We start from the raw sequence: 24,792 nt of genomic DNA on the forward strand, positions 1-24,792 counted from the left end.
CCGTTTCTCCAGCGTTTAATTCTTACGATTTCGAAAGAAGGAGGAGAGTAACTGGCCTGAGATGAAGTGCAAGCGTCCATGACAGGGGAAATTTCAGGGATGAGCGGAGCGGTATGTAAAGTGTCCCACAACCTTATGAAGCTGCTGTGCCTCATGCTTGAGGTTGTGGCTGGCTGTTGTGGTTTCCTCAACCATTGCGGCATTGTGCTGTGTTGCCTGATCCATGGCACCGATCCGGGTATTGATACCGGAGAGGCTTGCGGCCTGATCGGTGGCTGCCGAGGAAATACTTTCAACCAGAGACGTAATGCGACCGACATTGGTCGTGATGGCGCTAATTGCCTGATTGGCCTGGGCTACTAACCCTACGCCTTCAGCGACCTTGGTGCCAGAAACGGAAATAAGGGCACGAATTTCTTTTGCAGATGTAGCGGAGCGATGGGCAAGATTGCGGATTTCAGTGGCTACTACTGAAAATCCTGCCCCCGCCTCTCCCGCGCGTGCTGCTTCGATCCCGGCATTGAGTGCAAGAAGGTTTGTCTGGAATGCCATTTCCTCCATCAGACCAATTGTTGCCCCCACCTTTCCTGAAGATGCTTTGATGCCTTCCATGGCATTATTGGCCAGTAGCATGACTTCCGCGACAGCTATAGCTTCGTCGCGTGCGCCCGATGCGGCAAGTCTGACATCCTGTACGGCCTGAGCCGTTTCCTGAACTTTGGTCGTTATCGAACTGACAGCCGTAGCGGTCTCAGCAAGATTGGCAGCCTGCTGTTCTGTCCGTGCGGCCAGATCATCGGCAGCGGACGATATTTCTGCTGTCCCACTGGCAATGACCGAAGCTCCATCTGCAATCTGTTCTACAGACGAACGGTAATTGGTAATCAGAGCGTTGAAGTTGAACCGGAAATCCTCAAATTTTTCTTGAAATGGTTCAGGGAACGAGAATGTCAGGTCGCCGGTTTTGACAATCTCCATGCCTGCACAGATCTGTTCGATTGTGTCACTTTGAATCTGGCGAATTCGGTTGCTTTCTTCTGAGAGACGCATTTGGGCCTGAGCGGCTTCACGAGCTTCTCTTGCTGCGTTTTCCTGCGCTTTGATACGGTGCTGACTGCTGTTTATGAACTTGAGAAGGGATTTGGCGAGCCGACCTGCATCGTCGAACCGATCACCGTAAGGAACACGGGACTCAAAGTCCCCATCTGCAACCTTTTCAGTTGCGTCGGTAATTCTCTCAAAAGGAACGGCAATAATGCGAATTGCGAAACTGCCGATCACCAATGTCAGGATGATCTGAAGCAGGACACCGCAAAGCTGTGCGATAATCTGAGCCCCTCCGTAGTGTGCAAGAAATCTCTTGCACACTTCATCGACAACAAACTGCACGGCAGAAACGACGAGAAGGGCCGTGATGATGACCCGAAGTTTCTGTCGGATCGGAGCTTTCGTTTCAATCCAACGGAGCAAGGGAAGGTCTCCCGAAAATATAATGGCAGCCGTATATGGGTCAGCACGACTTCCAGAACCCGGAAGAAATCTAGAGACAGTTTCTTAATTTATCCTGAATGGATCAGGCAGTTTTTTTCCATCATGCAGAGGGATTAAAGGGCTCCTTCGCTGAGCATTTCTCCTTCTGCTGTGATGCGGAAATCTGCCGTGCCTTCAGTGACCAGGAGGCGGCTGTATTCGCATGCGCTCTGTCCCACGCAGGTGGTTACCCGCTTTATCCGCATCAATGCTGTACCCGGATCCACCTTGAGCCACTGGGCAACATCCTGAGAAGCTCGGGAAAGGCCAATGGAAACATCGGCGTGACTGATTCGAAACTTGAATATGTCCTGAAGGATTGAGGTGGACGTTGTGCGGCCCGCCAGTTCTGGTGTGACCATTCTGGCAAGTGACCCCGGATAGAAAACTTCCGTCACACCCAGAGGCCCCTGCTCGGAACGATAACCGCGCCGGATGAAAAGAGCGTCGTCCTTCAGGGACAATGCCTTTGCAACTTCTTCGGGTGGTTGTCTCATCCTGTAATCAAGCAGCGTCATTTCAGGGCTTAAACCCTTGCCCGCCAGGATTTCAAAAAAGGAATGAATGGTCTGCTGTCGGCCTGGTCGATGCAGTGCTCCGACAAATGTGCCTCGCCCGTGCTGGCGAACAACGACATCCCGTTCCGCAAGGTAGGAAAGGGCCTGCCGAACGGTAATACGGCTCACCCCATACATCTGGCACAGCTCTGCCTCTGAAGGCAGGCGATCCATGAAGCGACTGTCCTTTCCGATTAGCCCGGAAATATGGTGCCCCACCTGAAGATAGAGAGGGGTTGGACCATTCGGATCCAGATCTGACGAAAAGACAGCATGAGGCATAAAGAAAAAATCCGGGGAACGTTTCACTTTTGGATTGAACGAAGATCGCTGAAGCGGTAGTAGGACGTCTTATAACAACTTAATACGTCTTTGCCGATTCATGTGTCGTCTCCTTGTCTGACCCATGAGGCATCTGTGTCACTTCGGGCGTCTCCGTATCGTTTGAGAGCTTCTTCCATGCGCGCTTCGACCTTCCTGAGTACAGCCGTTATCGGCAATCTGTTCTGTGTGGTAGCCTACGCCGCCCCTGTTGCAGATACAAAACACGCTGCGGAGAAACGGCATTCTCCCTCCCCTCGCAAGAGTATAAAAGCTGCACAGTCACGACCGGAGGTTATCCGTGTCGCGGCGGAATCAGTAGCCGGCGGCCGTATGGTCCCGCAGAATGGCACCAAATCCCGTAGCGAAATTACTCAGGCGTATATCGCTAAACAGGCCCCTACCCCGAACGTCTTCAAGCTTCTTGGTAATCTTCCGGGAGCCAATGTTGCGAGCGCCGATCCATTCGGGATGGTGAGCGGCAATATGACGATCCGGGGCATGAACAGCGATCAGATCGGCTTCACGGTTGAGGGCGCTCCCCTGAACGACATTGGTTCGTACATGGCATTCCCAACGGAATGGGTAGATTCTGAAAACCTCAACGAAGTGACGATGCAGCAGGGTTCCGCTAATCTTGATTCGCCAGTGATTGGCGCATCAGGGGGCATCGTGACAATGAACCTGATCGATCCCTCCCATAAAATAGGTGCGACTATCGCCGGATCATTCGGTTCATACAACACCCATCGTGAATATGTCCGCCTTCAGAGTGGTGACATTGGAAATACGGGGATGCGTGCCTTTGTAGCCTGGTCCCATCTGGAAGAACCGCATTTCCGTGGTGCAGGCGACGACCATAAGCAGCATGTCGATGCCAAACTGGTAAAAGACTGGACGAATGGCAGCCGCAGCACAGTCGCCGTAACGTTCGACGATTCCATGAAGGTCGCCTATCTCAATCCAAGCCTCTCAGCCTGGCAGAAATATGGACGTGGAGCCAATTACACAGAGGCTTTCTCCCCGACGGACACTAAATACTGGAAGCTTCATCAAAGTCCGTATCGCGTTCTTATCCTGAGTGCGCCTCAGAATATTGTCGTGAATGATAAGTTAGGGTTTGATTTCACACCGTATTTCTATTGGAACTCGGGTACGATTGCTTCCGCATCGCTGCTTTCTGAAAATTCCATTTATTCAGGAACGCACAAATACAGCATCGATCTGAATGGAAATGGCACCACGACCGACAAGGTCATGATGTACACGCCATTTGGAACGCCGTACGTGTATCGCCCAGGACTTGTCTCCAAGGTTCATTATACCGTGGGGCGTCACACGCTTGTTTTTGGTTACTGGTTCGATTGGTCCCGTCAACGGATGGTCAATCCTTACAGCGCTGTGGGAGAAAATGGTGGCCCTGCGAATGTGTGGGGCTATCTGGGGAATGTTAAGCTGTCAGACGGAACGCGGCTGGCCAGCTATGACAATCTGACGATCACGCGTGTTAATACCCTGTTCTTCGGCGATACATTTAATGCGCTGCATAACCGTCTGCGTGTGGAGGCCGGAATCAAGGAATCCATGGTGACGCGTATCGGCTACAACTATCTGCCGGGCGCACAGTATCGCACGAGCATGAATGCAGCCGTTGCGACCCCCAATCTGGGGGCACGTTATCGGATCGACAGCCACAATCAGGTCTTCGCGGATGTCGCAACCAATTTCCGCACCCCGACTCTGAATGCGCTTTACAACACATACAGTGCTTCCACGGGTAAAGTGGCAACGCTGGCCAATCCGTCCCAGAAGACGGAGTATTCCATTTCCGAAGAGTTGGGTTATCGCTATCAGGGCGATGTCCTGAACGGTTCCATCACGTTCTTCAATTACAACTTCACGAACCGTCAGGTTTCTACGCAGGTTACGATCAACAACGCGCAGATTACCCAGAATATCAATGCAGGTGGTCAGACGTCTCGGGGTGTTGATGTAGAGTTGGGTCTTCGCCCCTGGCATCATTTGCGTCCTTACGTCTCCGCTGAATACCTGCATGCGACGATCGATAACAATTACCAGGTCGGTTCAGATTACCTGCGGACTGCCGGCAAAACTGCTGTTCGTAGCCCAAATGTTCAGGCATCCGTTGGCCTGGATTATGACGACGGAACCTACTTCGCGGGTTTTGCCGTCAAGTATGTCGGCCGCCAGTTCTCGACGTTCATGAACGATCAGGCCATGCCGGGGTATGTGAACGCTGACATGAATTTCGGGTATCGTGCGCCAAAGATCTTCCATACGCATCCGGAAATCAGGCTGAACCTCATGAATGTTGGCAATAACAAGTATCTTTCCGGTGTGGCAGGTGTCGCTGCGTCTTCAAGGGCATCGCAGGGTGTTTATGGCAGCACGATCGCAGCTCAGGGCTCCCCGACTTATTATGTGGCTGGCAGCTTTGCGGCTCTCGTAACCGCCAAGATTGATCTCTGACCAGTATGTTGCGACAGCATCTGGACCGGTTTTTCGGGCTCACGGCCAGCGGGACAACTGCTGGCCGTGAGGTTGTTGCAGGCCTGACGACCTTTGCTGCAATGGTTTATTGCGTAGCGGTCAATCCGATGATCATGGCAGAAGCCGGGATGGATCGTGCCAGTGTTCTGAGCGCGACATGCCTGATCGCAATTTTCAGCACGACCCTGATGGGGCTGCTTGCCAATCTCCCCCTCGGTGTTGCGCCCGCCATGGGCTCGAATGTCGTTTTTGCGATCATTCTCGTCAAACAGATGGGCGTTCCCTGGCAGTCTGCACTGGCACTGGTGTGTCTGACGGGTGTGATCTTCATGGTCATGAGCCTGACGCGCCTTCGCGAGAGAATTGCGCACGATATCCCCGATACACTCCGGATCGGGATTCAGGTCGCGGTCGGACTGGTCATCATGTTTATTGGAATGCGAAACTCCGGTTTTGTTGTTCCCAGCCCTTCGACCTTTGTGACCATGGGGCCGATCACCAGCCCAAAAGTCCTGGTGACGCTGGCCGGGTTCATTCTAACACCTGTTCTGGTTGCACGGCGTGTGCCTGGCGCTCTGATCCTGTCCATTATCGCCCTGACGATTGTGGGTCTTTTCCTGCCAGATGGAAAAGGCGACACCGTCACGCGCTGGCCGGAACATGTTTTTGCCCTGCCCCAGTGGCCGCACGCTACCGCTTTCCAGTTGCAGCCGCTCTATCTTGTACAGCACATTCTTTATGTGCTCCCGATGCTGTTCTTCTTCCTGTGCACGGAGCTTTTCGGCACTCTGGCTAATCTTCTGGGCGTTGTAACCGCGACGGGTATGGTCTCGAAAAGCGGTCGTATTCCCCGTGCCCGGGAAGCATTCATCACGGATGCGGCGGGTAGTATTCTGGCCCCGCTGCTGGGGACATCTATCGTGACGGTCTATTCTGAGTCCATCACGGGGGTACATGCCGGGGGGCGAACCGGTCTGACTGCTCTGGTGATCGCGGGTGGGTTTCTGGCAGCCCTGTTTCTGTGGCCGCTATTCATGATTATTCCACCACAGGCCACCGCCCCCTCCCTCCTGATGGTTGGAATGATGATGTTTCAGGGCGTTCGGCATCTGGATTTGTCAGATCTTCGGGAGAGCGCACCAGCCGCGTTGACATTCATTATCGCCCTTCTGACGGGCAATCTTATCAACGGCATGGCCATTGGAACCTTTTCCTATACGGCCATGGCTCTCGCCACAGGACGCGGACGTGCCATCCCGCCCGTCGTGTGGGGGCTTTGCGTCATCTTCATTCTGTTCTTCGTTGTTTCCGCCCGAATGCACGGCCATCACGCCTGAGAGGACCCATCATGTTTTTAAAATCAGGCCTGCCGGCCCTTCTGCTTGGGCTCGCCTCTCTGCTTCCTTTTCGTGCGCAAGCGGCCTCCGATCCCAATTACATTATCATTGACAATGATTTTGCAGGGCCCGGCGGCACCAATATCCAGTCTGTCATTCCGTTCCTTGGACAGCCTGACAAGGCAACACTTCTTGGGTTTACCGTTGTGGTTGGTGATGGCTGGGAAAATGAGGCCGTGGCTCATCTGTCCCGTTTTCTGGATATCGCCGGGACACCTTCGGGCATTCCTGTCGTTTCGGGGGCAACGCAGCCGCTGGTCAATTCGCGGGCACGGCTTCTGGCATGGGAAAAATCAAACGGAAAAATGCCATGGAAAGGAGCATGGCGAGGAGATGCGCCTGACTTTCAGCCGCCTGTAAAGGCTCTGAAGGAAGGTTCGACAGACCGGAAGACGCTCCCTGAAACGGCAGCTCTTTTCCTGATCAGAGAGGTCCATGCACATCCACATCAGGTAACGGTCCTCGCCGCGGGTCCACTGACGAACGTCGCTCTGGCGATCAAGCTGGATCCAGATTTCGCATCGCTTTGTCGCCGTCTGGTATTCATGGGTGCAATCGTGGATGGAAATCTCGCGCAGGTGACGGAAAGTGCGGATTACTACACAGACTTCAATCTGATGTTTGATCCGGAAGCCGCCAGCATTGCGCTTGAAGCGCCATTTCCAGAAGTGATCTCCATCGGAGCGGTCGCAAATCCGATCCGCATGACTCCCGACATTCGGGACAGAGCCACACAGACACCTGGCGCGGTTTCAGACTATCTGCGTCGGTATTTCCACCCTCAACCTATGTGGGATGAACTTGCCGCCGCGATTGCCGTAGATCCGACGCTTATTACACGCACTGTTACCGCTTATATGGACGTCGATCTCACGCACGGTCCGAATTATGGCTATGCGCATGTCTGGCCGGAAAGCACACGTCCTCATATTGGCGAACGTCCTGTGAAAATCGTGACCGCAGTTGATACGTCACGCTTCATCCAGACTTTCGTGGATGCGGCCAACCGGATGAATACGCATGGTTGATGTAAACTGCTCGCTGGCAGACCCTCACCTGCGGAGGCGCGCGGTTGATGCGGCTATGGGGCGTACGGAGTTTGATGTTCTGCTCTGTAATGGCCTTGTCGCGGATGTTGCGACCGGGGAGCTTCGGGAAGCTGATGTAGGTCTGGTCGGCTCCCTGATCGCCAGTACGCACCCTCGGGGTCAGCGTCAGGATGCCCTGAAAGTTTTTGATCTCAAGGGAGCTATTGTTGCTCCTGGCCTCATCGACGCGCACATGCATATCGAAAGCTCGATGATTACTCCGCGTGTCTACGCGCAGACTGTTGTTCCTCAGGGCACAACGACCGTCTGCTGGGATCCGCATGAAATCGGAAATGTCAGTGGTCTTGCGGGAGTTCGCTGGGCGATCGAGGCGACTAAGGGTCTTCCTCTGCGCATTCTGGTCGAAGCCCCTTCCTGTGTTCCGTCCGCTCCTGGCCTGGAGCGCTCCGGTGCGGTGTTCGATATTTCTGCCATGGAAGAGATGCTCTCCTGGCCTGAAGTGATTGGCGTCGCTGAAGTGATGGATATGCGCGGGGTTGTAAATGGCTCTCCGCGTATGAGCGGGATCGTCAACGCAGGCTGTGCAAGTGGAAAGCTGGTCTGCGGTCATGCGCGCAATCTTGGAGGTAGGGATCTTCAGGCTTTCATGGCAGCGGGCATTGAGTCAGACCATGAATTGACCAGTAAAGCTGATATTCTTGAGAAGCTTCGTTCAGGTATGACGCTTGAACTTCGCGTCTCGCATGAAAATATCCTGCCTGAAGCTGTCGCTGCTTTTGAAGACCTCGGCTGTGTTCCCCAGACCGTGACGCTTTGCACGGATGATGTTTTCCCAGACGATCTGTTGCGCCGTGGCGGCATGGTTCACCATCTGAAATGTCTGGTTGCTCTGGGTATGAAACCGTTGGACGTTCTGCGGTGTGCGACCTTGAATGCAGCAATGCGTCTGGAACGGCGCGATCTCGGATTGGTCGCAGCTGGCCGACGGGCCGATCTGGTGGTTTTCGAAAATCTGAACGATTTTACCCCTCTGGAAGTTTTTACGTCCGGTGTGCATTCCGCTTCTCGCGGCGTGCTTCTGGCAGACCTCCCTTCCGAATTGCCTGGCCTTCCTTTGAACACCGTCCGACGTTCGCCAGTAACAGCGACCGATTTCAAAGTTCCTGCTCCGAACGTGCAGAAAGTCCCCGTTCGTACGGTCCATACGCCTCGTACAACCCGATGGGGGCAAAGAGAGATGGAGGTTGAGAACGGGTATCTCGTGCTTCCTGCCGATACGGCGCTGATGGCGGTCTTTAACCGTTATGGAGAAGATAGTCCGCCCGGTCTTGGGGTGCTTGAGGGGTGGGGGGACTGGTCTGCCACAATCGGTACCACCATTCTTCACGACAGTCATAATCTTGCGGTTTTTGGCCGTGCCCCGGAAGATATGGCTCTTGTGGCGAACACGCTCATCGCTGGTGGTGGCGGAATGGCTGTTGCTCGTAATGGGCAGATCGTGGCGCACGTTCCTTTGCCTGTCTGCGGGCTTTTGTCTCCTGAAAGCCCGGATGTGGTGGGAGAACAGTTTGCTGCCGTGCGAGAGGCTGCGGCTGCGGCTACGACATGGGATGGTCCAACGTCCATGATCAAGCTCGTAACCGGCGCTTCCCTTGCCTGTAACCCCGGTCCTCATGTCACGGATCTTGGTATTGCAGATGGCGGTACGGGAGAAATCTTTACCAACATGATTATTGAGACGGCCTTCTGATGCATTTCCCTCATGACGTCGTTGCCATGCGCCGCGCGTTGCACCGTTTTCCGGAGACAGCCTTTCTGGAGTATCGGACAGCTTCAATCGTCGCCGAGCGTCTTGCCGAACTGGGCTATGCCGTAAAAGTAGGCGCGGACATCATGTGCATGGAGAATGTTCGCGGTATTCCCTCAGTTCAGGATGTGGAGGCAGCGAAATCTGCGGCCCTCCAAGCCGGAGTCAGTCGGGAATGGCTGGATAAGATGCCGGCAGGACAGACAGCAGTCTGTGGTGAGCTTCAACGTGGAGAGGGGCCGGTTCTGGCACTCCGCTTTGATATGGATGCCCTGCCCGTTCATGAATCGGATATCGGAGAGCATCGTCCAGCCGTTGCGGGATTTGCCTCTCAATGTGAAGGGCGGATGCATGCCTGCGGGCATGATGGTCATACCGCCATTGGCCTGGCTGTTGCAGAGCGTCTTGCCCATGTAAAATCCCAATGGACCGGCACGTTACGCTTTATTTTTCAGCCCGCGGAAGAAGGTGGTCGTGGGGCGCAACCCATTGTTGCCAGTGGCTTGCTGGACGATGTTGATGTGTTTCTTGCAGCGCATCTTGGATGTCAGCTTCCGAGTGGACAGATCGCCCTTTCTGCGGATGGCTTTCTATGGGCTGAAAAATGGAATGTCACCTTTAACGGGACGGCAGCTCACGCAGCCATGTGTCCCGAGGAAGGGCGTAACGCTCTTCTTGCGGCGTCTCTTGCCGTGCCCGGTCTTTATGCACTCCCGCGGGATGGTCAGTCTGATACCCGGATCAATGTTGGCCTTTTCCAGGCGGGGCGAACCCGCAACGTCATCGCGGATCATGCCTACCTTGAACTGGAACTGCGTGCTTCCGCTCAACAAGGGCTTCAGCGCCTGACGGAAGGAGCAAGACGAATGCTTGAAGGCGCTGCACTCAGTCAGGGCGTCCATGTTGACATTGACGTTTACGGAACAGCCATCAGTGCCCAGTCGGACGATGCAATCATGAGGCGTCTTGAAGCTGCGGTTCACGAAACACGGGCTGGAACAGTGGTTCGGAACTGGCCTATTGGCGGTGGTGACGACGCCACTTTCATGATGCAACGGGTGCAGGAGCGTGGCGGCCACGCAGGATATTGCCTAATCGGGGCTGATATTGCTGCACCGCATCATGCAAGCTTGTTTGATTTCGACGAAAACGTCCTTGAAAAGGCTGTAAACCTTCTGGTTGCCTTCGTCGAGAGGTCCACATGAGTACCTTGCCCTTCTGGCAGCACTTTGCGCCTGAGGAAGATCTCTCCGCGCCTTATACGGATCGCTTCAGAGTAAGGATTGGACCTCACCGACTGGACCTTCCTTTGCGGATTCTCCCAGATGGACAGCAGGCTGTTTCCTCTTTGCTGGTGAATCAGGCTTCTTTTACCGTGATGGATGCGCTGTCCGACAATCTGTCTGAAATCGCCCGTTCCCTGATGCCTGATCTGATCGTCGGTATGCCAACGCTCGGTTTGGGTCTGGCTGCAACGGTTGCAAGGGCCTGTGGGCTTGAACGCTACGTCCCGTTAAGCACATCCCGCAAATTTTGGTATGATGACAGCCTATCAGCGCCGCTGTCATCCATCACCAGCCCGGATAAGACCAAAAGCCTTTATCTGGACCCAAACCTGTTGCCCTTGCTTCAGCGTGCAAAGCGGATTGTCATCGTGGATGATGTTGTCAGCACGGGATTTTCTCTGGAGGCGGCTGTCAAAGTTCTGGGCAAGGCTGATGCCTCGCCGTATGCGGCTCTCTGCGTCATGACGCAAAGTCAGCGTTGGCAGGGTAAATTTTCATTTCCTGTCATGAGCTGTTTTTCATCGCCACTCTTCAAACCATGTGATGGTGGCTGGGTTGAGCAGGACTAGGTGTCCGCTCGATTGAACCGTTATGGTCTGAGAGCCTGCACAAGGGCGCGCAGCGCCTTCTGGGCTGCTTTGGTGCCCCACTCTTTCAGAAGTTTCTTCCCGCTCGAACGGTGAGCAAGGGCATAAGGACTTTGCCGCACAGGCGGCATCGCTGAGACGTGATCTTTGAGGGATGCCGGTAAGGACGGGAACGGATCAATATTCACAAGCTGGGTCAGCATGGCCACAGAAGTGATCTTGCAAGTCGGATGAGACGTGTTGAGACAGACATAGGCACCTGTTCCATTTCCGGCCGGATCGTAGACTGCTTTCCATGTCACGGCTGGAACAGGAATACGGTTGGTCCCAATCGTTTTCTGGAAATGGTCTGGATCATATCCAGGGCCTGTCACGACGAAGATTTCGCCTTCCTGCTCAGCCCATCCTCTTACGGCACTTTCGACTCCTTCCCATGCTCCACGGTTTAATTCGGCTGTCTGGGGAACGATATTTGACAGCAGAAAAGACTGGTTCTGGGAGGTTGTGTCCGGTTCGTCTCCGCTCGGGGTCATGTGCCCTCGATCATAGCCAGAGGAGCGATAATCTGAGAGCAGCGCCAGCATGGTCCGGGGAAGCCGATCATCTGGCTGGAAACTGCCATTACGCTGTGTTTTTCGGGCGAGAGTAACGTTTTCTTCAGTCAGGTTTTCGGCGGACCAGAGCGGACTTTTGGTCTGTTCGGATACGAGAACCGCATAGCCATCATTGCACAGCAGGACTGTCCCGATTTTCTGGGTCTCTGACAGAAGAGCTGGCGGGGTATTGCCCGCGAAAAACTGGGGGCAGCTTGCGGCCTGCGCTGCATGAAGGATTGCCAACTCAAACAGCGCTCCCAAAACGATACGCTGTCCAAGCCCGATGTTCATGGTTTGATAAGTCCTTCAGCTTTTTATAAGGCTGGAAAGGAATAATGATATTATCTTTCTAGAACAATATCATAGCGTGAAAATCAACCTGCGCTGAAGTGGGCGTTTGTCTAGGCTCAGGCCCCATTGATTTGATTGTGGAAATCTGATTCAGGCTCTGCGAGGAGACTGGAGATGAGCGACTTGTTTTGGCTGACGGACGAACAGATGGAGCGTCTGCGGCCCTTTTCCCAAAGAGCCACGGCAGACCCCGCGTTGATGACCGCCGCGTGCTGAGCGGCATCATCTTTGTGCATCGGAACGGCCTGCGCTGGCGTGATACACCCCGAGAGTACGGTCCATATAAGACGCTCTACAACCGTTGGAAGCGCTGGGGCGCCATGGAGATCTTCGCCCGGATGATGGACGGTCTGGCTGCCGGAAAGGAAGAGCCCCAGACCATCATGATTGATGCGACGTATCTCAAGGCACACCGCACGGCTTCAAGCCTGCAGTTAAAAAAGGGGATCCAGGCCGCCTGATCGGTCGCCCCAAAGGCGGGATGAATACCAAGCTACATGCGGTCACCGATCAACATGGACGACCGCTGAGCTTCTTCATGACTGCGGGACAGGTCAGTGATTACACCGGTGCCGCGGCTCTGCTGGACAGCCTTTCTATGGCACAGTGGATGCTGGCGGACCGGGGTTATGATGTGACTGGTTCCAGGATGCCCTGGAAGAAAAAGGGATCAGGCCTGCATTCCGGGACGGAGATCCCGCAGGAAACCGATAAAATACGACAAGTGGAAATATAAACGACGCAACCGTATCGAGATCATGTTCGGGAGACTTCAGGACTGGCGGCGGGTCACAACAAGCTATGACAGATGCCCGACCGTCTTCTTCTCAACCATCTGTCTCGCTGCAACCGTCATCTTCTGGCTATGAGTCCTGAGCCTAGGCCTCATGCGTTTTTCGGGGAGCGCCACAAGGCGATACTTCCAATCAGGGCTGTAAACACAACATAGATTGCGGGTGCCAAAGGTGTATGCGGCGTCAGGGACGAAATAATTGCCGGAGTTAGCCCTCCGAACACTGCGTAGGAAATATTATAAGAGAGTGAGAGCCCTGAAAAGCGAACCATAGCGGGAAACGCGCGAAGCATCCCAATTGGAACCAGTCCTACAAATCCGCAGCATAGACCGCTGAATGCCGCCCATAGTATCAGCATATGAGGGAAGTATGGCGCGACACCATACAGACCCAGAGCGCCGGCAGAGAGAGCAGCGCCACTGATGACCCCGAGACCCTTTAGCGGGAAAATGTCTGTCAAACTGCTCATCACCACGACTGAGACTGTCAGGCAAAGAGTCGCAGCCAGACTGGCAATCATCGTCTCAGCGGGGGAGACATGATGAAGTGTCTGCATTAGCGGAGGCATCATCAGAACGAGAACAACAATGGCTGCAGTCAGGGTCCACGTTGTCATCATGGAGCAGAGAATGCCCCGCCGATGATCACGAAGGAGGATTTTCGCAGGGAGGGTCCCTGCAGTTTCGGCACGCTCATGCATTTCCCGAAAAACAGGGGTCTCTTCCAGCCACCGCCGCAGAAACATGGCTCCAAAACCGAAAATCCCTCCAATCACGAACGGAATACGCCATCCCCATGAGGATACGACGTCGGGTGCAAGAACGGCATGGAGAAGGAGGATAATGATGGAGCCGAGCAAAATACCGCCGGTCAGTCCTCCCGTCAGAAGGCCGGTCGCCAGACCTGTTCGGCCTGCCGAAGCGTGTTCAGATACAAAAACCCAACCGCCCGGTGCTTCACCACCAATTGCAGCCCCTTGCATGACCCGGAGTACCAGAAGGGTTAAAGGAGCTACGACGCCCAGCGTTTCATATCCTGGCAGCAGCCCCATGAGTAAGGTTGGAACCGCCATCAGAAGGACGCTGAGCGTGAAAACTTTCTTTCGTCCGGAAACATCGCCAAAATGCGCCATAACAAGGCTGCCTAGTGGCCGTGCGAGATACCCTGCCCCAAAGAGACCGAATGCCTCTGCCTGCCGAAGCCATTCTGCCTGGCTTGCAGGAAAAAAATGAGCTGCAATCAGCTTGGCCAGAAAGGCAAAAATAACAAAATCGTAGAATTCCAGTGCTCCTCCAAGAGATGCAAGCGCAAGGATACGAAGCTGGGAGAGGCTGAGCGCAGAAGGCACAGCGTCCGGGCGAAGCAACATAGAAAAATGATCCCTGCTCTTGGGGAAAGAAAGACGGATAGCTCATTTTGAGCCGGTAACCGGGGTGGTTATGTTATTTGTTTCTAGAAGTCCATAATTAATGGAAGATAATATCTCAATCTGACTAAAATTTAGCCGAAAAATTTTTGTAATTTGACTCTGCTAAATTCAAAAAGATCTTATTTCGAAATTGTACTTCGCTCTATCAGAGAGACACTCTGGAAGTATAAAAATATTTTTCTGAACCTTAAATACAGAATATATTATATATTCATTTTTTTGAAAAATAATAAATAAAACAAAGTAAAAAAATATAATCAAATTTCCGATACCTAGCGAAGCTCATGAAAATATTATTATTATTTCCTGTGGAATTCTGTATTTTTTTTCGAAGTTCTTTAGCAGCTCAAGCTTCAGATGCTTGGGCGGAGGCTTTGAAATTCATGAAACCACAATCAGAAATTCTGATCGTCGGAGGCGGTGTCGCAGGTCTTTCGCTTGCGGCGAGTCTGGGCAAAACCTTGGGAAAGCGCCGTAAGGCACGCATCACGTTAATTGACAAAAGCTTTTCCCATGTCTGGAAACCAATGTTGCACTGCTTTGCGGCAGGAACGGTTGCCAATGAAAACGACCGGATCAGCTTTATCACCCAGGCCAGTGAGCATCACTTCGAATTCTGGCCGGGTGAAGTTGTCTCGATTGACCGTGAGAACCGTCAGGTAGTTCTCAGTCCTTTTCATGCTTCGGATGGTTCTCTAGTCCTTGAAAGCCGGACCATCCGTTATGATACGATCATTCTCGCGATTGGAAGTTGTGCGAATGATTTCGGCACGCCTGGGGTCAAGCAGCATTGTCTCTGTATCGACAATCTCGTGGAAGCCAATGTTTTTAATGAAAAATTCCGTATGGAATTGATGCGAGCTTTCGCACACGGTTCGGAATTGGACATTGCTATTGTAGGTGGTGGCGCTACGGGAACCCAACTGGCTGCCGAACTTCACAAAGCTCTTGATATCGTTGACCCATACAGCCTGCATGCGTTTGGAAAAACACCCCCAAAACTGAGGGTGACCCTTCTTCAGTCAGGTCCGCGTATTCTGCCCGCTTTTCCAGAAGCGGTATCGCTTGCCGCCCAGCAGGAGCTTGAGCGACTTGGCGTCACGGTAAGAACATCTGCTCGCGTGGCAGCAGCAGATTCAACTGGCTTTATTCTTAAAGACGGTACGCATATTCCTGCCAAGCTTCGTGTCTGGGCTGCGGGTGTAAAAGCCCCGGAGGTGACGCAGACTTATGGGAATCTTTCTTTAAATCCAACAGGCCAGATCCTGACACATTCAAATCTCTGCTCCATTGATGATGACCGGATTTTTGCTGTAGGCGACTGCTCATTCATCAAGGATGACCCCCTGCCCGCTACGGCTCAGGTCGCGCGGCAGCAGGCTCTTCATCTCGCACGACATCTGCCCGCGTTTGTTGAGCGTGGAGTAAAGGTCCCCGGGTGCGTTTTCAAAAACAAGGGCGCCATTGTCGCTTTGGGGAAATACAACGGGTGGGCAACGCTCCCCGGAGGAACAGTCTGGGGCGGTGGTTTTTTCCATGGTTTTTCAGCTCGGATGGCACATCTCTTCCTCTATCGCAGGCACCAGATTGAACTATTCGGGTTCTATAGAGGACTTATTTCTCTTTACTCAGACTGGATTGAAACTTTTGTGCGACCATCGGTAAGGCTTGATTGAATTTCTATAACGTATCTGTTTTTTACAGCTGTCAGCTCTTTATTTCCTTTGATTGGGAAATAAAGAGCTGTTCTCTAAAAATATCTTAATTTATTCCAGTCAAACGAATGCGGCATTTTATTTCTGCCTGCATGGGGATATAACGCGGATATGTCCTCACAGATTGTTTCATAAATGTTTCACTCTCTGCAATGTGCGTCGAAAACTGCTTTAAACGGCTCCAGAACCGCTATTGTGACGGGGGTATCTGGTGGGATTGGGGTTATTGTGGCCCAAACCCTTCTGGATCAAGGCTACCATGTGGTCGGTCTGTCGCGAACGCATCCAGAAATTGTACATGAGGCATTTACGTTTGTTCCGTTTGATGCCTCAGAAACAGTCAAACTGGAACAAGTCTGTGAAGACATTGCCAGAAACTTTGTTTCTGTGCCTGTTTTGATTCACTGCGCAGCAATCATAACGCCGACCAACGTGGAGGCGATTGGAACAGACGACGTTCTGCGCCAGATTTCTGTCAACCTGACGATGCCAGTTGTTCTGACCTCCAAGCTTTTGCCCTCGATGGCAAAAGGAAGCCGGATTGTTTTTGTAAACTCCATGGCTGCGACAATGCCTCTGGCTGGAAGCAGTATCTACGGTGCCACGAAAGCTGGTCTCCGTAATTTTGCACTTTCCCTCTCTCAGGAGGTGGCGCATCGCGGCATTTCAGTGTCATCCATCTTTCCCGGCGCTGTTCTAACTGAAATGTTGCGTCAGGAAATGGCGTCAGGCGGTTCTGTTCTGAACTTTGTGAGTTGCCCGGCTACCCCTTGCGCCGTGGCGCGGGAGATTGTCGCTCTGATCAACAAGCCCAGACTGGAACGCTTTTTCCCTGCCCTTGACGGGGTTTTCGGCGGCCTGTGTATGTTGATGCCTGGATTGTTGCGAATTTTGATGCCTGTCCTGACATATTTTGGGAAGCGGGGTTACGCGCGAGCCATTCGCAAAAACCTCTTCCAGAATAAAGCCTGATTTTCTGCTCACGGTTGGACGTGGAGCAGCTATTTGGACATGCAGGTGCAGTAAACATGAACTGCTGAGAAAATTATGAAGCCTGACATCCAGAACCAGTTTGCATGAACATGGCCTGCTGCATCCAGAGTAGTGGTCATACAGGCGATAAGAAAGAAGCCGGTCATTAATGCCCCGGACAACACGATCCATATAAGCCGCTTCTTGTTCATCTGTGCTGTTACTTTCGTTATTGCCCTAAGTCAGGAGGGAAAACTGAACCCAAAAATTCACCTAGGCAAGAGATTGGAAAAAATTATCAGCAAAAAAATCTCAAAATTTAGAAATATTTCATTTAAGTCTTTGTTTTTGCTTATATTATAAAATTTAGTAAATTATAAAAGTTTGTGGGTGACTTCATGATTTTCTGAATGGTCTCTGTTTGGCTATGATCAGGTCGTCTGCACTCTCAAGAGGCACGAGAATAATGTCTGGAAAAGATTGCTCCATACCTGCAAGTCATACTCTTTTATCCCGGCAGGATAGCCGTTGTATGGGAGCAAAATTGCGGAAATCCATGCCTCGTGCTGCGCAGGCTGAATGGACGCTTCTGGCAAATCGCGTAGATCCAATCGAGATCCTGAAGCAGCAGGGGCTGACGCGTATATCCTCCCTTCTTTCTATCCGTTACGATCGAATGAAGGTCTCTCCCTTCACGTTTCTACGGGGTGCTGCGGCTGTTATGGCGCAGGATCTGGCCAAGGCGCCAGTTTCTGGCATTCGCGTTCAATCGTGTGGAGATTGTCACCTCGCAAATTTTGGGAGTTACGCCTCTCCCGAAGGGGTGCCGGTCTTTGACATCAACGATTTTGACGAGACTCTTGATGCTCCTTTCGAGTGGGATATCAAACGCCTCGGAACGTCCCTCGTGCTTTCTGGGCAGGAGAGCGGCCTTTCTCCGAAAGCTTCCAGACAACTCGTGAAAACCATGTCCTTGGCTTATACGCAGCAAATGGCGCGACTGGCGGGGATGACACCCTTGCAAGTGTGGGTAGATCGCATCGACCTGATGGCGGCAATTTCTGACTTTGAAGACCCGAAGGTCAAAGCAAAGGCGGAAAAGCTTCTTTCCGCTCGCTTTGATGCCGCCAAAGGATATTTTGGTCTTGTCAGTAGCGACAAAAGCGGACCGTCCCTGAAAGAAAAACCTCCTCTGGTTATGCGTTTGCCCGACCAGGAAGAGACCATCCGCCTCGCTTTCGCGCGCTACATCGCTACCCAACCTCCTGAGCGCGCCATTCTGTTAAAGCGTTACAATCTGCGCGACGTCATCTTCAAGGTTGTGGGTATCGGAAGTGTCGGCACGTTTTGCGCTATTGGCCTGTTTGCGACGGCTGATGGAGAGACCATGCTTCTTCAGATCAAAGAGGCCCAGATATCGGTTCTTGAGGCAGGATCCCCTCCTTCACCGTTCAAAAATCAGGGCGAGCGCGTCGTCACAGGTCAACGGATCATGCAGGCAGTCTCAGACACGTTTCTGGGGTGGACGCACAGTAATGCGTCCATTGGGGGCGATACGCCGGATATGGCTGGCGCAGGACGGCAGTTTTACGTGCGTCGCGTCAAGGACAGTCGTCTCGCCGCGATCGGCACTGATGTCGCTCAGGAAGGGCTGGAAGATTATGCGCGCTTGTGTGGCCGCACTCTGGCGCGTGCGCATGCCCGCTCCGGAAATGCCAGCATGATTTCCGGCTATCTTGGGAAAGGTGCAGGATTTGCGGACGCAATGACCGAGTTCTCGGAAGTCTATGCCCAGCAAACCGAAACCGACTGGGAAAACTTTGTCGCCGCTCTGGAGCATGGAAGGCTTGCTACTGCATAGAAGTCAACTTTAACGCGGCAGGGTTTTACCTGATGTGGATCACCGACTATAGGAAAGCCAGATTAACCAATATGCCCGGCGGCTTTCCTTAGGCGGACTTCCCTTCATGATACGTCAGTCATCGTCTCTCACGACCTATATCGTCACATTCAGTTGCCCGAACCGCCCGGGTATCGTCGCTGCGGTCAGTCAGCGACTTTTCGAGTTGGGTGCGAATATCACTGAGGCACAACAGTTCGATGACATGGCTAGTACCCGGTTTTTCATGCGGATCGTCTTTGAACTTCCCAAGGATGGTCTTTCAGAAGAGACGTTAAAGACGGAGTTTGCCGGGCTGGCTAACATCTTCTCGATGAATTGGTCCATCAGCGACCGTTCAAAGCGTCTCAAGGTTCTTCTGTTCGTTTCCCGCTTTGATCACTGTCTCGTGGATCTCCTGTATAGGTGGCGGCTTGGCGAACTCCAGATCGATCCTGTAGGCATTATCTCCAACCATCCCCGGGAAACCTACGCGGATCTGGACTTCCACGGCATTCCTTTCCACCATCTGCCGATTACGAAAGAGACCAAGGCAGAGCAGGAGGAGCGGATCTGGACGGTCTTTCAGGACAGTGGTGCGGAACTCGCTGTCCTTGCCCGATACATGCAAATCCTGTCGAATGAGATGGCAACACGTCTTTCCGGGCGTTGTATCAATATTCATCACTCGTTTCTGCCAGGCTTCAAGGGGGCCCGTCCCTACCATCAGGCGTTCAGCCGAGGGGTCAAACTGATCGGGGCCACAGCCCATTATGTGACAAGCGATCTCGATGAAGGTCCGATCATCGAACAGGACGTGGAACGGATTTCTCACGCAGACGATCCAGATGATCTGATCCGCAAAGGCCGGGATATTGAACGCCGGGTTTTGGCCCGTGCCGTCCGGTATCATGTGGAGCGTCGGGCCATTCTGAACGGAAACAAGACGATCGTTTTCACGCCCTGAAACAGCTCGATGATCGTGCAGTCTGGCAGACCGGAAGTGCTTGGACATGCCTTTTCCGATGTGTCAGCATGGCGCGTCATATCCTGAGCAGTTCTGGTAGAAACAGTCTTTGAAACCCGTCAAAATTCTTCACACATCCGACTGGCATCTTGGTCACGAACTTTCAGGTCACTCGCGTGAGGCAGAACACGATGCTTTTCTCGGCTGGCTTCTGGATGAACTCGAAGAACAGGCCTGTGACGTCCTGCTTGTCACAGGGGACCTGTATGACATGGCGAACCCGCCCGTCTCGGCACAGCAGAGACTCTATGCCTTCATAGCAAACGCCAGAAACCGGTTGCCGCATCTCCAGATCATCATGATCGGGGGAAACCATGACAGTGCCCTGCGGATTGATCTTCCAGGCGCCCTCGTTGATGAGCGGGTTTATCTTGTCGGCGGTCTTCCGAAAAAGAACCGTCAGCCAGATTTCGAACGGATTTGCATCCCGCTTAAGAATTCGGAGGGTCGGGTTGCCGCCTGGCTCGGAGCAATCCCTTTCTGCCGCCCCGGCGATCTTGGAAAAGAAAGCCTCGAAGAGCTTTACGCGGAAACAACCCGGCAGCTTTTGGCTCGGGCAAATGGCCTTCCCATTGTTCTCACCGGGCATCTGCATGTTGCCGGAGGGGATGTGTCAGAGCTGTCAGAGCGTCGGATCGTCATAGGGGGCGAAGAAGCGCACGCCGCGTCCCTGTTCAGCACAGACGTTACCTATGGTGCTCTCGGGCATCTGCATCGACCGCAGCAGATTTCTGGACCGTCACTGGTTCGCTACGCAGGTTCCCCCTTCCCGCTCTCCGTGACGGAACGCAACTATAAGCATTCCGTGACCTTGGTAACGCTGACGCCGGGTACGCCGGTGGTCCAAGAACTTTTAATTCCCCGGGCTGTTCCTTTCCTGCGTATCCCCAATGGGGCTCCGCGTTGTCTTGATGATGTCGTGAAAGAGCTTGAGGCTCTTCCTGTGGAAACACTCCCGCGCGATCAGCAGCCGTTTCTGGAAGTTTCCGTTCTCATGGAGACTGCCGAACCTCATCTGCAAGCCCGGATTTTGAATGCGCTGGAAGGGAAATCCGTTAGGCTGACGCGGATCAACCGTGTTGTTCAGCAACGCGGTCACTTGGGATCACTGGCGGATCAAAGACAGGAACTGGCCGACCTCCAGCCCGAAAAGGTTTTCGCGGCACTTCATGAGCGGAAATACGCCACGAGCCCGGACGCAGCGCTAGAACGCGCCTTCGCCGAACTTCTGCTTCTGGCAGAAACCGCAGACCCTACTCTTTCGAAGGCAGACTGATGCAGATCCTTGCAATCCGTGGCAGTAATCTTGCCAGTCTGGCTGGATCATTCGAGGTCAATTTCAATACGGGGGTTCTGGCTGATGCCGGCATCTTCGCGATTACCGGCCCGACGGGGGCTGGGAAATCCACGCTTCTGGATGCCATCAGTCTCGCCCTTTTTGACACCATTCCCCGTTTGGAAAGTGCTCCCAAAACAGGTCAGATCACGCAGGATGAGATTGGCCCGCAGGATCCCCGGGCGATTTTGCGGCATGGCTCCGGCCACGGTTTCGCAGAGCTCGATTTTATCGGACGAGACGGTCGAAGCTATCGCAGTCGTTGGGCAGTCCGCCGCGCCCGGGACCGTGCGGAAGGTAAGCTTCAAACCAGTACGCTCGATCTGGAATGCCTTGATACCGGGGAACGGCTGGGCGGGAAAAAGACAGAAACCAAAGCGGAAATTCTGCGGCTCGTCGGTTTGAATGCACAACAGTTTGGTCGGGCTGTTGTGCTGGCGCAGGGAGAGTTTGAAGCCTTCATCAAGGCAGATGGCGATGAACGGGCACAATTGCTCGAAAAGCTGACAGGCGCTGATATCTACAGTCGTGTTGGCAGGATCGCTTTTGAGAAAGCCCGTGATGTCAGAGCGGGATATGACACTCTGGAAAGGCAGATTGCGGCGATGAACGGCCTCGACACAGAGGCGCGCCAGTCACTGGAAGAAGAACGACAAGCGGCAAAAGTCGCTCATGACGAAAAGCTGGCGATCTGTGAACAATTCCAGACCGCTCAGGACTGGCATGACAGACTGTCGGATCTCAAAGCCAAGCGTGGTGCCGCATTCCAGGCCTGCGAAGCGACACGGCAGGCCTGTGATAATGCAGGTCCTCGCTTCACTGCGCTTGAACGCCATAAACAGGCTCTGACCCATATGGCGGCTTGGGAAAGGCTGAAAGATACCGAAGGCAGAGTCCGTCAAGCAGAAGACGCCGCTTTTCAAACCCGACAGACTGAACAAAGTGTCAGCCATGCCATGACGTGTGCTGAAAATGAGCTTGAAACTGCGACACAGGCTCTCGATGCTGCCAAGTCTGCGCAGCAGGACGCTGCTGCTGCTCTTCACGAAGCCCGACAACTGGACATGGAGTTAAAGCATGTCACGGAAGGGCTCGACCTTGCGACGAAAAGCCTCAGCAAGCAGACTGATATTTTTCAGAGTGCTGATACGGCTTTAAGAAAAATCACGCAGACGGTTCTTGATGTTCAACTCAGGAAAAACGAACTCACGGCCTGGTTGAAAGAGCACTCCAACCTTGCAACACTGTCCCCTTTTGAAGCTGACCTGATTTCTGATTTCAAGGCTCACGCCACTCTGCTTTCTCAACGCTCAGGACTTGAAGAAGCAGAACATCTGGCGGGTTGTCAGCATTTGGAAGCCGTAACACAAACCCGAAATGCCAAAGAAGCGCTCGAAAATGCCGCTCAGGCTCTGAAATCTTCCGAGGAAGCGACACGGCAGGCTGAAGAAGATTTGCCTCGCCCGGAACGCTTTGAGCATCTGACCTTATCTCTTCGTGCACTGGAAGCCATTCAGAGAAAAAATCTGGAAGTAAATCGTCTTCATGAAGACGTACAGAACTCTGAAACGAATTATGGAAAAACAGTTGATGATATTCAGCGTCTGACTGCTGAAGAGGCAGACTATCAGAGTGAACTCACTCAGCTAGAGACGGAAATCCCAATTCTTTCAGCTATTTTAAAAGAGGCAAAGCGTTCGGAGGAACACTGTAGAAATACAACCAGTGACGCAGCCATGATGATGCGAGCAGCCTTGATGGAGGGAGAGCCTTGCCCGGTTTGTGGGGCGACGGCCCATCATCTTGACGCATTGGATGCCATGCTTGGCGGCGCAGTCGAGGTCGCGCGGAAAAGGACAGACGATGCTGCGACTGCGCTTGAGACCGTGCGTGATCGTGCAACGGTTCTGGCGACCCTAAGTGAGGCAGTGCACGAGCAACTCCGCAAGCTATATGACCAGCAGCGTCACCAGAATATGGCGAAAGAGGCCTGTCAGGTAGCGTGGACATCAGGTGTGGAGCAGTTGGAGCGAGACTGTCGGGCTTATGGTCTGGACAACAAGCTGTCCGGCCACGCCTTAACCGACGAGACGCAAAAACGCCTGACGGCTCTCAGTCAGGAGCAGGCCGCACTTCATGCAAAAATGCAGTCACTCGATGAAGTCCGAGCAGCAGAGCGCATAGCAAGAACGCATCACGATACAGCCCGACAGGCTCACGAGCACGCTGAAACTCATTACCGGGTCGCAGAAGACAGGATGAAAGAGGCGCGCCAACTGCGTCTTCAGGCCGACGCAGAGCAGACGCGTTTGGAAAAGTGTCTGGATGACAGACTTTCTGACGTCATTGCATGGCGTGATCTGTCAGAAGATCCTGTCATGTGGCTGTCTCGCACTCTTGCGGCGTGGCGTCAGAGGACGGATGCGCTCTCCCAGTTGGAAAGTGATTGGTCAAGCCTGCATGCCGCACATGTGCGTGCTGAAGGTGAAGTCCAGGCAGCGAGAAGATCTCTGGCAGAGATCCAGGCGGACTGGCAGGCAAGGAGCGATGTCTATCAGGTTCTGCTTCAAAGACGTTCGGGCTTGCTTGATGGGCAACCCGTTGACAACGTTGTTGAGGCTCTTGCCGGAGCAGTCAAAGTCGCTGAAGACGCATTTCAGAAGGCACAGAATGCCAGAAATGCTGCATCAGAGCTTGCGGTGGGCGCAAGAGCGCGTCGTGAGGGGGCGGAAAAGCTTTTTGAAGAAACCCAAAAAGAGCTGGTTGATTTAGGCGAAAGCTTTGATGCTCGGCTGGAGCGTGAGGGGTTCAGCCGTGCAGATATTGGAGAGGCCGAGGCTCTTGGAGTGGACTATGCCACGTCTGAAGAGAGGGCGCTGTTTGAACTGAACAAGGCTCATAGTGATGCGTGCGCGGCCCTGAGGCCCCGTGAAAGTGATTACGCACAGCACGACGCCAGCAGGCAGGCAGTTTTTGAGATTGCTGATCTGGAGCAGCAGCTTCTAAAGGCGAAAGCAGCCGTCGCAGATGCTCAAACCGCGCTGACCCGATTGGAAGCGCGGATTATTCAGGACGACGAAACACGATTTCACACAGCTGAACTTAGGGCGCAACTCGCAGCAAAGCGTGCGGATGGTCATGTCTGGGAGCGGCTGGGAGAGATGCTGGGTGACGCTCAGGGAAAGAAGTTCCGTAATTTCGCACAAAGCCTGACGCTTGATCATCTTCTCGACTTTGCAAATGAACGCCTTGCTGATCTTAAACCCCGTTATACCCTTCAACGGGCGCCCGCAGGGGAAATGCTGATCGAAGTCATTGATAACGATATGGGAGGGCTGGTTAGAGGATTGCAGAATCTTTCCGGCGGGGAACGCTTTCTTGTCAGTCTTGCGCTAGCCTTGGGACTTTCTGAAATGTCTACCGGGCGCGGCATTCGGATCGAAAGCCTGTTTATAGATGAAGGGTTCGGAGCGCTGGACTCTGCAAGCCTGGGACAGGCGGTTGCTGTGCTTGAACACCTTCAGGCGCAGGGGCGCCGCGTTGGTGTGATCAGCCATGTAGAGGAACTCAAGGAACGCATCCCCGTAAAAATCGAGGTAACGCCTTTATCAGGTGGAAAAAGCCAGATCGCGATTGTCGTCGATTAGG

16 protein-coding genes and 1 pseudogene are annotated in these 24,792 nt (G+C 53.3%); 13 read left to right on the forward strand and 4 right to left on the reverse strand.

Features of this window, described 5'->3' with window-relative positions:
- Positions 1-93: 93 nt before the first annotated feature.
- Entirely contained in the window at positions 94-1,470 is a 1,377-nt protein-coding gene (locus HKD32_RS08305; protein WP_010505371.1) for a methyl-accepting chemotaxis protein, read from the reverse strand.
- A gap of 134 nt (positions 1,471-1,604) precedes the next feature.
- A complete protein-coding gene (locus HKD32_RS08310; RefSeq protein WP_061930977.1) occupies positions 1,605-2,369 on the reverse strand; it encodes a GntR family transcriptional regulator in 765 nt (254 codons plus the stop codon).
- 177 nt (positions 2,370-2,546) lie between these two features.
- Here HKD32_RS08310 and HKD32_RS08315 point away from each other — a divergent pair, with 177 nt between their 5' ends.
- From HKD32_RS08315 to HKD32_RS08340, 6 genes are read left to right on the forward strand one after another with little or no spacing between them, the layout of a single operon-like run.
- Positions 2,547-4,898, forward strand: a complete 2,352-nt coding sequence (locus HKD32_RS08315; RefSeq protein WP_061930974.1) for a TonB-dependent receptor — start codon at positions 2,547-2,549, stop codon at positions 4,896-4,898.
- A gap of 5 nt (positions 4,899-4,903) precedes the next feature.
- Complete coding sequence (locus tag HKD32_RS08320; RefSeq protein WP_194257829.1) at positions 4,904-6,256, forward strand: NCS2 family permease; 1,353 nt, start codon at positions 4,904-4,906, stop codon at positions 6,254-6,256.
- Between the two features lie 11 nt (positions 6,257-6,267).
- Positions 6,268-7,344 (forward strand): nucleoside hydrolase, encoded by a 1,077-nt coding sequence (locus HKD32_RS08325; protein WP_194257830.1) that lies wholly within the window; start codon positions 6,268-6,270, stop codon positions 7,342-7,344.
- A complete protein-coding gene (locus HKD32_RS08330) occupies positions 7,337-9,115 on the forward strand; it encodes an adenine deaminase (RefSeq protein ID WP_061930965.1) in 1,779 nt (592 codons plus the stop codon). Before HKD32_RS08325 ends, HKD32_RS08330 begins: the two co-directional genes overlap by 8 nt.
- Positions 9,115-10,377, forward strand: coding sequence for an amidohydrolase (locus HKD32_RS08335; protein ID WP_061930963.1), 1,263 nt, complete (start codon positions 9,115-9,117; stop codon positions 10,375-10,377). The genes HKD32_RS08330 and HKD32_RS08335 overlap by 1 nt, the downstream gene beginning before the upstream one ends.
- A complete protein-coding gene (locus tag HKD32_RS08340) occupies positions 10,374-11,027 on the forward strand; it encodes a phosphoribosyltransferase (RefSeq protein WP_061930960.1) in 654 nt (217 codons plus the stop codon). Before HKD32_RS08335 ends, HKD32_RS08340 begins: the two co-directional genes overlap by 4 nt.
- 20 nt (positions 11,028-11,047) lie before the next feature.
- Here the strand turns inward: HKD32_RS08340 and HKD32_RS08345 are convergent, their stop codons facing one another.
- Positions 11,048-11,932 (reverse strand): DNA/RNA non-specific endonuclease, encoded by an 885-nt coding sequence (locus HKD32_RS08345; protein ID WP_194257831.1) that lies wholly within the window; start codon positions 11,930-11,932, stop codon positions 11,048-11,050.
- A 174-nt stretch (positions 11,933-12,106) separates the two neighbouring features.
- Between HKD32_RS08345 and HKD32_RS08350 the strand changes: the two are divergent.
- Positions 12,107-12,861 (forward strand): annotated as a pseudogene (locus tag HKD32_RS08350) (IS5 family transposase).
- Positions 12,862-12,877: 16 nt separating this feature from the next.
- On the opposite strand, the gene HKD32_RS08355 reads toward HKD32_RS08350, so the two are convergent.
- Positions 12,878-14,155 (reverse strand): MFS transporter, encoded by a 1,278-nt coding sequence (locus HKD32_RS08355; RefSeq protein WP_194257832.1) that lies wholly within the window; start codon positions 14,153-14,155, stop codon positions 12,878-12,880.
- A 443-nt stretch (positions 14,156-14,598) separates the two neighbouring features.
- Between HKD32_RS08355 and HKD32_RS08360 the strand changes: the two genes are divergently transcribed.
- The 6 genes from HKD32_RS08360 to HKD32_RS08385 all read left to right on the forward strand — a co-directional run bounded on the left by HKD32_RS08360 (position 14,599) and on the right by HKD32_RS08385 (position 24,791).
- A complete protein-coding gene (locus HKD32_RS08360; protein WP_010503341.1) occupies positions 14,599-15,891 on the forward strand; it encodes an NAD(P)/FAD-dependent oxidoreductase in 1,293 nt (430 codons plus the stop codon).
- A 234-nt stretch (positions 15,892-16,125) separates the two neighbouring features.
- Complete coding sequence (locus tag HKD32_RS08365) at positions 16,126-16,902, forward strand: SDR family NAD(P)-dependent oxidoreductase (protein ID WP_234781758.1); 777 nt, start codon at positions 16,126-16,128, stop codon at positions 16,900-16,902.
- A 532-nt stretch (positions 16,903-17,434) separates the two neighbouring features.
- Positions 17,435-18,763, forward strand: coding sequence for a DUF2252 domain-containing protein (locus HKD32_RS08370; RefSeq protein WP_228118873.1), 1,329 nt, complete (start codon positions 17,435-17,437; stop codon positions 18,761-18,763).
- A gap of 106 nt (positions 18,764-18,869) precedes the next feature.
- Positions 18,870-19,748 (forward strand): formyltetrahydrofolate deformylase, encoded by an 879-nt coding sequence (gene purU, locus HKD32_RS08375; protein WP_061930937.1) that lies wholly within the window; start codon positions 18,870-18,872, stop codon positions 19,746-19,748.
- A 109-nt stretch (positions 19,749-19,857) separates the two neighbouring features.
- A complete protein-coding gene (locus HKD32_RS08380) occupies positions 19,858-21,084 on the forward strand; it encodes a metallophosphoesterase family protein (protein WP_061930935.1) in 1,227 nt (408 codons plus the stop codon).
- Positions 21,084-24,791, forward strand: a complete 3,708-nt coding sequence (locus tag HKD32_RS08385) for an AAA family ATPase (protein ID WP_194257833.1) — start codon at positions 21,084-21,086, stop codon at positions 24,789-24,791. Before HKD32_RS08380 ends, HKD32_RS08385 begins: the two co-directional genes overlap by 1 nt.
- Position 24,792: the final 1 nt, after the last annotated feature.

The sequence above is a fragment of the Gluconobacter japonicus genome (assembly GCF_015244665.1).
GTDB lineage: Bacteria > Pseudomonadota > Alphaproteobacteria > Acetobacterales > Acetobacteraceae > Gluconobacter > Gluconobacter japonicus.

What these genes read in the sequence shown, in the direction of transcription:
- HKD32_RS08335 (WP_061930963.1), top strand. Translation starts at nt 9,115, where the DNA reads ATGCATTTCCCTCATGACGTCGTTGCCATGCGCCGCGCGTTGCACCGT.
- HKD32_RS08340 (WP_061930960.1), top strand. Translation starts at nt 10,374, where the DNA reads ATGAGTACCTTGCCCTTCTGGCAGCACTTTGCGCCTGAGGAAGATCTC.
- HKD32_RS08370 (WP_228118873.1), top strand. Translation starts at nt 17,435, where the DNA reads ATGGGAGCAAAATTGCGGAAATCCATGCCTCGTGCTGCGCAGGCTGAA.
- HKD32_RS08355 (WP_194257832.1), bottom strand. Translation starts at nt 14,155, where the DNA reads ATGTTGCTTCGCCCGGACGCTGTGCCTTCTGCGCTCAGCCTCTCCCAG.
- HKD32_RS08330 (WP_061930965.1), top strand. Translation starts at nt 7,337, where the DNA reads ATGGTTGATGTAAACTGCTCGCTGGCAGACCCTCACCTGCGGAGGCGC.
- HKD32_RS08315 (WP_061930974.1), top strand. Translation starts at nt 2,547, where the DNA reads ATGCGCGCTTCGACCTTCCTGAGTACAGCCGTTATCGGCAATCTGTTC.
- HKD32_RS08325 (WP_194257830.1), top strand. Translation starts at nt 6,268, where the DNA reads ATGTTTTTAAAATCAGGCCTGCCGGCCCTTCTGCTTGGGCTCGCCTCT.
- HKD32_RS08320 (WP_194257829.1), top strand. Translation starts at nt 4,904, where the DNA reads ATGTTGCGACAGCATCTGGACCGGTTTTTCGGGCTCACGGCCAGCGGG.
- HKD32_RS08385 (WP_194257833.1), top strand. Translation starts at nt 21,084, where the DNA reads ATGCAGATCCTTGCAATCCGTGGCAGTAATCTTGCCAGTCTGGCTGGA.
- HKD32_RS08345 (WP_194257831.1), bottom strand. Translation starts at nt 11,932, where the DNA reads ATGAACATCGGGCTTGGACAGCGTATCGTTTTGGGAGCGCTGTTTGAG.
- purU (WP_061930937.1), top strand. Translation starts at nt 18,870, where the DNA reads ATGATACGTCAGTCATCGTCTCTCACGACCTATATCGTCACATTCAGT.
- HKD32_RS08310 (WP_061930977.1), bottom strand. Translation starts at nt 2,369, where the DNA reads ATGCCTCATGCTGTCTTTTCGTCAGATCTGGATCCGAATGGTCCAACC.
- HKD32_RS08360 (WP_010503341.1), top strand. Translation starts at nt 14,599, where the DNA reads ATGAAACCACAATCAGAAATTCTGATCGTCGGAGGCGGTGTCGCAGGT.